This is a genomic window from Calidithermus terrae, from assembly GCF_003574345.1.
GTDB lineage: Bacteria > Deinococcota > Deinococci > Deinococcales > Thermaceae > Calidithermus > Calidithermus chliarophilus.
In genome coordinates this window covers 1-10,235 of record NZ_QXDL01000148.1, presented here as the reverse complement: position 1 = coordinate 10,235, position 10,235 = coordinate 1, and the positions used below count along the sequence as shown (strand labels likewise).

Annotated in this window: 9 protein-coding genes; 2 read left to right on the top strand and 7 right to left on the bottom strand. The window is 70.1% G+C overall.

Annotated features, from left to right (window positions below; all coding sequences use genetic code 11):
* Positions 1-23: 23 nt before the first annotated feature.
* The 7 genes from Mterra_RS22420 to Mterra_RS15065 all read right to left on the bottom strand — a co-directional run bounded on the left by Mterra_RS22420 (position 24) and on the right by Mterra_RS15065 (position 6,726).
* A complete protein-coding gene (locus Mterra_RS22420) occupies positions 24-164 on the bottom strand; it encodes a hypothetical protein (RefSeq protein ID WP_170159685.1) in 141 nt (46 codons plus the stop codon).
* 53 nt (positions 165-217) lie between these two features.
* Positions 218-1,150, bottom strand: a complete 933-nt coding sequence (gene meaB, locus Mterra_RS15090) for a methylmalonyl Co-A mutase-associated GTPase MeaB (RefSeq protein WP_119315925.1) — start codon at positions 1,148-1,150, stop codon at positions 218-220.
* Between the two features lie 172 nt (positions 1,151-1,322).
* Positions 1,323-3,806, bottom strand: coding sequence for an Ig-like domain-containing protein (locus Mterra_RS22895; RefSeq protein WP_218022944.1), 2,484 nt, complete (start codon positions 3,804-3,806; stop codon positions 1,323-1,325).
* A gap of 84 nt (positions 3,807-3,890) precedes the next feature.
* On the bottom strand, positions 3,891-4,685 hold the full coding sequence (locus Mterra_RS15080) for a universal stress protein (RefSeq protein ID WP_119315924.1): 795 nt from the start codon (positions 4,683-4,685) through the stop codon (positions 3,891-3,893).
* A 33-nt stretch (positions 4,686-4,718) separates the two neighbouring features.
* A complete protein-coding gene (locus Mterra_RS15075) occupies positions 4,719-5,090 on the bottom strand; it encodes a RidA family protein (RefSeq protein ID WP_119315923.1) in 372 nt (123 codons plus the stop codon).
* Between the two features lie 126 nt (positions 5,091-5,216).
* Positions 5,217-6,185, bottom strand: a complete 969-nt coding sequence (locus Mterra_RS15070) for a Stp1/IreP family PP2C-type Ser/Thr phosphatase (RefSeq protein ID WP_119315922.1) — start codon at positions 6,183-6,185, stop codon at positions 5,217-5,219.
* 112 nt (positions 6,186-6,297) lie between these two features.
* The gene (locus Mterra_RS15065; RefSeq protein WP_147372822.1) at positions 6,298-6,726 is read right to left on the bottom strand and encodes a hypothetical protein; all 429 of its coding nucleotides are present in this window, start codon (positions 6,724-6,726) and stop codon (positions 6,298-6,300) included.
* Between the two features lie 340 nt (positions 6,727-7,066).
* On the opposite strand from Mterra_RS15065, the gene aceE reads away from it, so the two are divergent.
* Both aceE and Mterra_RS15055 read left to right on the top strand, forming a co-directional pair.
* Entirely contained in the window at positions 7,067-9,829 is a 2,763-nt protein-coding gene (aceE, locus tag Mterra_RS15060) for a pyruvate dehydrogenase (acetyl-transferring), homodimeric type (protein ID WP_119315920.1), read from the top strand.
* Between the two features lie 72 nt (positions 9,830-9,901).
* On the top strand, positions 9,902-10,235 hold a 334-nt coding region (locus Mterra_RS15055; RefSeq protein ID WP_119315926.1), incomplete at its 3' end, for a biotin/lipoyl-containing protein.

Below are 10,235 nucleotides of genomic sequence, written 5' to 3'. Positions count from 1 at the left end.
CGGCTGAACCCACGGGCCGCGGCCTAGCGCTCCCCGCCCCCGTCCTCCTGGTCCTTCGGCTTGAAGGGGTCGTAAAAAGGCGAGGTGAACAGCAGGACCAAGACCAGCGCCAGCACGGCGACGACCCTCCCCGCGGGCGGGGAGGACCGGGGTGGGGCAGCCACGGGCCACGAGCCTTCCACCTTCCGCTGATGGCGGACCGCTGAGGGCTGCCCGCTCAGCGGCTCAGCTCGGGGTTGCCCAGCAGGCGTGCTGCTGCGGCTTCGGGGGTGAGTTCGCCGTGGGCGACTTGGGCGATGAGGTCCTGGCCTTCGCGGGTGCGGCGGCGGCCCCACTCCTGGATCACGCTCTCGACCTCGAAGCGGGCGCGCTCGAGCCGCCCCCCCTCGAGCAGGCCGTGCTCTTTGAGGTGGGCGTAGTGCTGGTCCATGGCGTCGAGCAGTTCGGCGATGCCCTCGCCGCGCGAGCCGACCGCGCTGAGCACCGGGGGTTTCCAGCCGCCGGGGCGGGCGGGGGCGAGCTCGAGGGTGGTCTTGAGCTCCTGGATCACCCGCTCGCCGCCGGGGAGGTCGAACTTGTTGACCACGAACACGTCGGCGATCTCCATCACGCCGGCCTTGAAGGCCTGCACGGCGTCACCGGCCGCCGGGGTCAGCACCAGCACGGTGGTGTCGGCGACGCGGGCGATGTCCACCTCGCTCTGGCCCACGCCCACCGTCTCCACGAAGATGCGCTCGAAGCCGAAGGCCTCGAGCAGGGCCAGCGCGCCCACCACCGCGCCCGCCAGGCCGCCCAGGGCGCCCCGGCTCGCCAGGGAGCGGATGAACACGCCCGAGTCCTGGTGGTGGCGCATCATGCGGATGCGGTCGCCCAGGATGGCCCCGCCGGTGAAGGGGCTGCTGGGGTCAACGGCCAGCACGGCGACCCGTTCGCCGCGCTTGCGGGCTTCCTCGATGAGCCGGTCGGTGAGGGTGCTCTTGCCGGCGCCGGGGCTGCCGGTGAGGCCCACCACCCGGCTGTTGCCCCGCCCCCGGAGGGAACGCAGCAGTTCGGCGCCCGCCGGGTGCCCGGACTCGGCCCAGGTGATGGCCCGGGCCAGCGCCCTTGGGTCGCCTGCGGAGAAGCGCTCGAGTAAGGTCTGGCTATCCATCAGTGCGATTCTACCGTCTTACGTCGTGCGCGAGACGCTGAGCGCTAAACGCCGATAGCCTATAGCCGATAGCTAAACGCCGAACGATCTTCCCCTCCCGCGTGTGGGGAGGGAAGCACGCGTTCGGCTATCAGCTATCGACCATCGACTATCGACAGCTTCCCCCCCAAGCCTAGTAAATCCGCAAATTCTCGAACTCGTTCTTTCCGTAGCCCACCGAGCAGTCGTACAGCCCCACCCGGCCCACGCTGATGCGCTGCGCGTCGGAGGTGAGGGGGTGGTAGAGGATGGGCTCGCTGTTCACCCACACCGCCACCCAGTCCCCGTCGGTCCAGAGGGTAGTGGAGTTGCTGGTGCCGTTGCGGAGGGTGTCCTGCATGTTGATGCGCCGCCAGATGTACTCCGACCCGCCCGCCGGCTTGAGCCGCACCTCGACCTCGGTGGAGCCCTCGCCCTGGCTGGCGTCGCGGAACTGCATGGCGACGAGGTAGCTGCCGGGCGGGCCCGAACCCGCCCCGCCGCTGAGGACGGCCGGGCCGGTGAAGGCGACGGTGCCTGGGGGGGAGAGTTGCACGACGGTGGACTCCACCTGGACCCGGCTGGCGCCGTGGGGCACGGCCTGGAGCAGGCAGTCGGTGAGGGTGCTGCTGGCGCGGGCCCGGCCCGAGGCCAGGCTGAAGGTCTGGTCGCCCGAGACGTGCTCCCAGGTCTTGCCCGCGTTGCTGCGGCCCGGCAAGGAGCCCGAGCCGCTGAACTCGTCGGCCCAGACGGGGGTGCTGGCTTTGGGCGCGTCGGGGGGCTCGAGCTTGAGGTTGGCGGGGATGGGCACCTCGCGCTGGTGGGCGAAGAAACGGCTTATTGCCGAGTCGCCGGCCCCGTCGAAGCCTAAGCCCACGTTCTTGACGCTGCCGCGGGTGGCGTCGCTGGCGACGAGCGGGCCCTTGTCGTCGAGCCAGGCCTGGATCTCGTTGCCCTCCAGCCGCACCGTCACGTCGTGGGTGCGGCCGGGCTCGAGGCTGTGCCCGGTCTGGGCGAGCACCTGGGGGCTGCCGCCCGCGCTCACCCGGTAGATCTGTACGCCGCCGGCGGAGAAGCGCACGCCGTGGTAGTTGTTCGCGTCCTGCACCCGCACCAGCAGGTCCACGGCCTCGGGGGTGCTCCCGGTCTTGACGCGGGCGCCCAGCAGGTAGGGGGTGCTCGAGCCCACGCTGGCGTAGGCGCGGGCGGGGGCGCTGGAGGGGGCTTTGAGCCCGTCGGCGGTGCGGGCGATCTCCCCGGTCAGGAGGTTCCAGCGCTGGCCGGTGCTCGCGCTGGTGCCCAGGGCCCCGGAGCCGGTGCCGGTCTCGGCCAGGAAGGCGCTGAGCCACCAGTTGCGCAGGCCCGAGTCGTCGATCTTGAGGCGGGGGACCACCACCGCGTGCGCGTAGCTGCCCCGGTTGTGCAGCCCGAAGTACATCTGCCGCCCCGACCAGCCGGTGCTGGCCCCCAGGAAGCGCATGTTGGGGTAGGCCGCCCCGCCGGGCACGCCCTGCATGTCCACGGCATAAAAAAAGGCGCCCATGTCGTTGGCGATGGCGACGATCTGGCGCCGGGCGTGGCGGAAGGGGACCCGGTCGGGCCGGGCCCCCCCGCCCACCCCGAGGTAGTACCCCCCGAGGCCGCGACCCTCGTAGCCCAGGAACAGCGCGTTGGAGTTGGCGTAGGGGTTGGTGGGGGCCGGGCTGGCGAAGAAGCCCACGGCGAAGCCCTCGTCTAAGCCGGCGGGGAGCTGGATGTCGCCGGGGCTGAGGTCCACCACCGCCCCCAGGCCGGTGACGCGCTCGAGCGCCCCCCGGCTGTAGCTCATGCGGCCCCAGCCCGGGCTCGCCAGGGGCGGCATCACCAGGAAGCTGTTGCGCTGCGCCAATTTGCGCTCGGGGTCGCTGCCCGTGACCTCCCCGCCGACCACCGCCCCGGCCGCCTTGTCGGCGTCGAAGCCCTCGTCCACCTTGCCGATGACGATGATGGTTTCGCTCACGGTGAGGCCGGCCTCGCCCTGCTGGCCGCTGGCGTTCTCGGTGGCCCGGATCTGCGCCGTCCCCGGCGCCACCCCCCGCACCACCCCGGAGCCGTCCACGGTGGCGACGGCGGGGTTGGAGGACGTCCAGGTGAAGGTGGCCGTGACCTCGGCCCCGGAGGCGTCGGTGGCGGTGGCGATGGCCGTCAGGTTCTCGCCCACCTCGAGGCCGGCCTTGGGCAGCGTGACCTCGACCCGCGTCACCACCGGCGTCATCTCCAGGCGCACCTCGTTGCTCTGCCCGGCGACGATGTCCTGCTCGGTACTGGCCTGCGCCAGCACGTTGCCCTTGCCGTCGGGCTGGTCGTAGGCCCGGGCCACGAAGACCGCCCGGCCCACCGGCGCCTTGACGCGGCCCTCGGTGGTGCCCTTGTTGAGGGTGAGCGTGTCGTGGACGGCCGTGCTGCCCACGGCCCGCACGGTGACGGCGATGCTCTGGGCGTTGACCGGGATCACCTGGGCCAGGGACTGCGGCCACAGCACGCGGACCACGGCGGCTGCGGAGGGCGTGGACGGGGTACAGGCGGCGAATAAAAGCATCAGCCCGGCCAGCAGGCCCGGGCCGATCCTGGAATGACGCAGGGAAACGGCAGCCCTCATGGGCCGCATTCTAGTGCGCCGTGCATGAGGGGAGCAGGAGGTAGGGTTAAGTTTTATTAGCCGGCGCTGAGGATGAAGGGGCGGCTAAGGGTGGACGAAGACCGGCACCCGGGCCCGGTTGAGCACGCTGCGGGTCACCGAGCCGAACATGCGGCTGCCCCGGCTGCGCCCCATGAACAGCGCGCTCACCCCGTGGCGCTCGGCGTAGTCGAGCAGGGCTTCCTCGGGGGGGCCTGAGGAGGGCAGCACCTCCACCTGGACGCGCTCGCGGGCCTCGCCCGGGAAGTAGCTCACCAGCGTGTGCAGGCGGGCCGGGTCGGCGCCCACCGCCCCCGGTTCGACCACGTGGAGCAGGGTGAGGTTGCCGTCGCTGCGCAGGGCGATCTCGTAGGCCAGGCCCAGCGCCCGCTCGGAGGGGTCGGCGAGCGCGGTGGCGACGAGGAGGTGACTGAAGCGGCGCAACTGGGTGTCGCGGCCGACTACGGCCACCGGCCTCTCCGCCTGCGCGATGACCCGCTCGGCGGTGGTGCCGATGAGCCGGTCCTTGAGGCTGTCCTCCCCGTGGGTGCCCATCACCAGCAGGTCGTGCTCGGCGGCGTGGTGCAGGACGCGGGGGATGGGCTTGCCGGCCTCGAGCACGGCCTGGGCCGAGGGGTCGAGGCCCTGGAGTTGCTGCGCGAGCGCTTGGTGCCACTCCCGGTCGGCCTGCTGGAAGATCTTCTCGTTCTCGCTGCTGAAGAACTGCGCCGGGCTGGCGTAGCGGGGCTCGGCCACGTGCAGGATGGTCAGGCTGCCGCCCAGCAGGCCCCGCAGGTGTTGGGCCAGTTCCAATGCCTTGTAGGACGCGGGGGAAAAGTCGGTGGGGTGAAGGATTTTCATAGCCACCTCGAGGCGGGCTGGGGCGGCGGGCGCCTAGATCACGGCGATGCAGGCCACTTCCACCGCCACGTCGCGGGGCAGGCGGGCGACCTGCACGGTGGCGCGGGCGGGGTAGGGCTCGCTGAGGTACTGGCTGTAGACCTGGTTGAAGGCGGCGAAGTCGTTCATGTCGCGCAGGAAGCAGGTGGCCGAGACCACCTTCTCCAGCGAGGAGCCGGCGGCCTCGAGCACCGCCTTGAGGTTGCGCATGACCTGGTGGGTCTGGGCGGCGACGTCGCCGTCCTCGAGGGTGCCGTCGGGGCGCAGGGGGATCTGGCCGGAGCAGAACACCATGTTGCCCGCCACGACGGCCTGGCTGTACGGGCCTACTGCCTGAGGGGCCTGGTCGGTGTGCACCTTGTTCATGCCCTATAGCTTACCGTGCGCCGGCGGGGACAGACGGCCGGGGAGGAGGGTGAGGGCCGGCGGCGGTGGCTACAGAAAGGCTGCTCGAGCGCGGCGTGGTCCCTGCGCTCGAGCAGCCCCCACGGGTCAAGGGTTGATCGGCTTGCCCGGCCCGAACTGGCTGTAGAGGACGTAGGCCAGAAGCGCGCCCCACAAGAGCAGCAGCAGCCAGTTGCTCCAGCGGCGCCAGAAGCCCCTCGGCCGCTCAGGCTCGATCACCTGGGTGGTGACGCCCTCGGGCTCCTGGCCCAGTTGCAAGTTCACCGGGCCCCCCTTGGCCGCCTCGACCGCCAGGGCGTAGGGCCGCTGCTGGGCAGGGACGTGCGGGCCGACGGCGGCCACCAGGACGCTGATGTTGTCGGGGCCGCCCCACTCGTTGGCGAGGGCGATGAGGCGGGGCACGGCCTGCTCGGGGGGGTAGTTGCGCAGCACCTCGGCGATCACCGGGTCGTCGAGCACGCTGGTCAGGCCGTCGGAGCACAGCAGGAAGAGGTCGCCGGGCTCGACCTTGAGGCCGATGAGGTCCACGCGCACCTGGGGGAAGGAGCCCAGCGCGTTGGTGATGACGTTGCGCCAGCGGTGGTTGCGGGCTTCAGCCTCGGTGAGCACGCCCTGGCGCACCCGCTCGGCCACCCAGGAGTGGTCGTTGGTGAGCTGGACCATCTCCCCCTTGCGGTAGAGGTAGGCCCTCGAGTCGCCTACGTGCCCCAGGATGGCGTAGGGCAGGTCGAGCCACAGCGCGGTGGCCGTGGTGCCCATCCCGCGCGACTCGGGCGCCTGCCCGGCGGTGTAGATCTCGCGGTTGGCCGCCTCGAAGGCTTTGACCAGGTTCTGCGGGGAGGGTGAGTCCTGGCGCAGGTTGGCGGTGATGTGATCGACGGCCAGCCTCGAGGCCACCTCTCCCGTGCGGTGCCCCCCCATGCCGTCGGCCACAACGAAGACCCCCCCGTAGGGCGTCAGCTCGTAGCTGACGGAGTCTTCGTTGAGGTCGCGTTTGCGTCCGGGATCGGTCTGGGCAGCCGCCAGCACCACCGGGACGCTCTCGGGTCTCGCCATATCTATGGGGGATTATACGGGCGCGGTGGAGTGCCGCAGAGCAAATTTGAACGTCCGGCGACGCCGCGGCGGGAAGCGGAAGCGCCGGGCGCCGCCGCCGGGGCTCACCGGCTCACTGCAGGGGCTCGGGGTACGTCTTCAGGACCTCCGCGTACTCCTTGGCGATGTCCTCGAGGGGGCGGCTTCGGGTGGATATCGCCACCTCGAGCAGCCGCAGCCGCCCCAGGCACTGGTTGCCCTCGGACAGCCGGTCGCCCACCTTGAGCTGCTGGACCGCCCCGGTGGACACCGTAGCGGCAAACCCCAGCACGGCCCCTGCCACGCACGCCAGCCTCCACCCCTCGATCCCCGACCCGACCACCGGCCCTCCCGCCGCGGTCACGCCCGTCACCAGGGTGCTCGCCCCCGAGGCGAACAGGCTCGTCAGCAGCAAGCGGGTGTTGCTGCGCCGCAGGCGGGCGGTGTAAGCCTCGGCCTTGAGCACGCTCCGCCGCACGTGGTCGGCCAGCGCCGCGGAGTCTGGAGTCGAACCGGCTCCCATCTCTGCCTCCTTCGCCCGATCTGCCTCGAGTGTACGGGCTCCCCCGCCCCGGCCGCCTTAAGGCTCGACCCCCGAGGGGGTATCCCCCCACCCCCCCTTACCAAGTGGGGAACCAGGCGTCTTGCGTCTCGCGTCTTGCGTTTTGCGTTTTGCGTCTCGCGTCTTGCATTTTGCGTTTTGCGTACGACGTACGACGTACGACGCACGACGTAAGACGTACGACCCGCCCCCGGCTATCGGCTATCAGCCATCGCCCCTATTCCATCCAACAAAAAATATTTTCCGCACACCATCTTGAGGCCGTTCTCGAGGTGTAATCTGAGGCTTGGGAGAAAGTCAAATGATCACGGACCTAGAGCTCATCGAAGCGCGGGCCAAGCTCTCGGCTGAGGAGCAGATCAGCCTCGAGGACCTGGAGACCAAGGAGTGGCTCGAGTCGCTGGAGTACGTGCTGCGCTCCGCCGGGCGCGACCGGGTGGTGGCGCTGGTGGAAGCCCTCGAGCGCTACGCCTACAAGCACGGGGTGATGCTGCCCTATAAGCTGCGCACCCCCTACATCAACACCATCCCCGCCGAGCAGGAGCCTCCCTACCCCGGCGACCTCGAGCTCGAGCAGCGCATCGCCAACATCCTGCGCTGGAACGTCATCGCCATCGTGCAACAGGCCAACAAGAAGGCCGACGGCATCGGCGGGCACATCGCCACCTACGCCTCCATCGCCGAGCTGATGGAGGTGGGCTTCAACCACTTCTTCCGCGGGCACGGCGCCGGGATGGACCGCGACCTGGTGTTCTACCAGGGCCACATGTCGCCCGGGGTGTACGCGCGCAGCTTCCTCGAGGGCCGCTTCAGCGAGGACGACCTCGCCCGGTTCCGCCGCGACCTCACGCCGGGGCCGGGCCGCATCGTCACCAGCTACCCCCACCCCTGGCTGATGCCCGACTACTGGGAGTTCCCCACCGTCAGCATGGGCTTAGGGCCCCTGCAGGCCATCTACCAGGCCCGCTTCATGCGCTACCTCGAGGACCGCGGCCTCAAGCCTAAGTCCGGCGCCAAGGTCTGGGCCTTCCTGGGCGACGGCGAGCAGGACGAGGTGGAAACCTTGGGCGCGTTGCGGGTGGCCGCGACCGAGGAGCTCGACAACCTCATCTTCGTCATCAACGCCAACCTCCAGCGCCTCGACGGGCCGGTGCGCGGCAACTCCAAGGTGATCCAAGAGCTCGAGTCGGTCTACCGCGGCAACGGCTGGAACGTGATCAAGGTGGTGTGGGGGAGTGCGTGGGACGAGCTCTTGGCTAAAGACACCGAGGGCGTGCTGCTCGAGCGCTTCGAGCAGCTCGTCGATGGCGAGAGCCAGCGCTACGCGGCCTACGGGGCCAAGGAGCTGCGCGAGAAGTTCTTCAACACCCCCGCCCTGCAGAAGCTCATCGAGGGCTACACCGACGAAGAGCTCGAGATCCTCACCCTCTCGCGCGGCGGCCACGACAAGAAGAAGGTCTACGCCGCCTACAAGGCCGCGGTCGAGCACCGCGGCAGCCCCACGGTGATCATCGCCCGCAGCGTCAAGGGCTACGGCCTGGGCCCGACCGCGCAGGCCAAGAACGTGGCCCACCAGGTCAAGAAGCTCACCCCCGACGACCTCAAGGAGGCTCGCGACTTCCTGGGCATCCCCATCGCCGACGAAGACCTCGAGAAGACCCCCTTCTACCACCCCGGCCCCGACAGCCCCGAGGTGCGGTACATGCTCGAGCGCCGCGAGGCCCTGGGCGGCCTGATCCCCGCGCGCAAGGTCGAGTTCGCCCCGCTCAACACCCCCGACGCCGCCTTCTTCGAGGAGTTCTACGCCGGCAGCGGCGGGCGCGAGATCTCGACCACCATGGCCTTCGTGCGCATGCTCACCAAGCTGGTGCGCCACCCCGAAGTCGGCAAGTACGTCGTGCCCATCGTGCCCGACGAGGCCCGTACCTTCGGCATGGAGGGCGTGATCTCCACGGTGGGCATCTACAGCCCCAAGGGCCAGCTCTACGAGCCCGTGGACGCGGGCACCGTGACGGTCTACCGCGAGTCCAAGACCGGGCAGTTGTTGCAGGAGGGCATCAACGAGGCGGGAGCCATGTCCAGCTTCATCGCCGCGGGCACCGCCTACGCCCACTACGGCATCCCCACCATCCCCTTCTACATCTACTACTCGATGTTCGGGCTCCAGCGCGTGGGCGACCTGGCCTGGGCCGCCGCCGACCAGCGCACCAAGGGCTTTTTGCTGGGCGCCACCGCCGGGCGCACCACCCTCAACGGCGAGGGCCTGCAGCACGAGGACGGCCACTCCCACGTGCAGGCCCTGCCCATCCCCAACATGCCCGCCTACGACCCGGCCTTCGCCTACGAGCTGGCGGTGATCCTCGAGGACGGCCTCAGGCGCATGTACAAGGACGGGGAGGATATCTTCTACTACCTCACCCTGATGAACGAGAACTACCCCCAGCCGCCCATGCCCGAGCCCCGCGAGCAGGTGCGCGAGGGCATCCTGAAGGGGATGTACCTCTTCAAGAAGTCGGAGCTCAAGCGGCCCAAGGCCCGCGTGCAGCTTCTGGGCAGCGGCACCATCCTGAACGAGGTCATCAAGGCGGCGGAGGTGCTCGAGGGCTACGGCGTGGCCGCCGACGTGTGGAGCGTGACGAGCTACAAGGCGCTCTACTACGACGCCATGGAGACCGCCCGCCGCAACCGGCTCGACCCCCAGGGCATCGCGTCAGCGACCGGCAAGGCCGGAAACCTGGCGGCCAAGCCCGAGAAGCCCTACGTCGCGCGGATGCTCGACCCCACCGAGGGCCCCATCGTCGCGGCCAGCGACTACGTGAAGGCCCTGCCCGACCTGCTCTCGGGCTACCTCGAGCGCCCCATCCACTCCCTGGGCACCGACGGCTTCGGCCGCAGCGAGACCCGCGAGGCGCTGCGCGACTTCTTCGAAGTGGACGCCAAGTACGTCAGCGCCGCCGCGCTCTCGGCCCTGAAGGGCGAGGGCAAGCTCACCGCCAAGGCCCTGAGCGACGCGTTCAAGAAGCTGGGCATCGAGACGGGCCGGGAGGCGCCGCACAAGCGCTGACCGGCGATAGCTGATAGCCTATAGCCGAAAGATTCCGCGCCGTGAGCAATATGCAGCGACTGAAAGGAGCATATGGCTACCGAACTTAAATTGCCCGACCTGGGCGACAACGTGGCCTCCGCCGTGGTGGTGGGGGTGCTGGTGAAGGAAGGCGACAAGCTCGAGGCCGGGGCCCCCTTCCTCGAGCTCGAGACCGACAAGGCCGTGGTGGAGGTGCCCGCCCCCTCCGGCGGCACCGTCGAGAAGGTGCTGGTCAAGCCCGGCGACGAGGTCAAGAGCGGCCAGGTGGTGGTGACCCTGGGCGAGGGCGCCCCGGCCGCGGCCCCCGCGCCCGCCAAGGGCGAGCCCGCCGGCGAGGAGCCCAGACCCGCCGCGCAGGCCCCCCAACCCGCGCCCCAGGCTGCCC

What these genes read in the sequence shown, in the direction of transcription:
- meaB (WP_119315925.1), bottom strand. Translation starts at nt 1,150, where the DNA reads ATGGATAGCCAGACCTTACTCGAGCGCTTCTCCGCAGGCGACCCAAGG.
- Mterra_RS22895 (WP_218022944.1), bottom strand. Translation starts at nt 3,806, where the DNA reads ATGAGGGCTGCCGTTTCCCTGCGTCATTCCAGGATCGGCCCGGGCCTG.
- Mterra_RS15080 (WP_119315924.1), bottom strand. Translation starts at nt 4,685, where the DNA reads ATGAAAATCCTTCACCCCACCGACTTTTCCCCCGCGTCCTACAAGGCA.
- Mterra_RS15075 (WP_119315923.1), bottom strand. Translation starts at nt 5,090, where the DNA reads ATGAACAAGGTGCACACCGACCAGGCCCCTCAGGCAGTAGGCCCGTAC.
- Mterra_RS15070 (WP_119315922.1), bottom strand. Translation starts at nt 6,185, where the DNA reads ATGGCGAGACCCGAGAGCGTCCCGGTGGTGCTGGCGGCTGCCCAGACC.
- Mterra_RS15065 (WP_147372822.1), bottom strand. Translation starts at nt 6,726, where the DNA reads ATGGGAGCCGGTTCGACTCCAGACTCCGCGGCGCTGGCCGACCACGTG.
- aceE (WP_119315920.1), top strand. Translation starts at nt 7,067, where the DNA reads ATGATCACGGACCTAGAGCTCATCGAAGCGCGGGCCAAGCTCTCGGCT.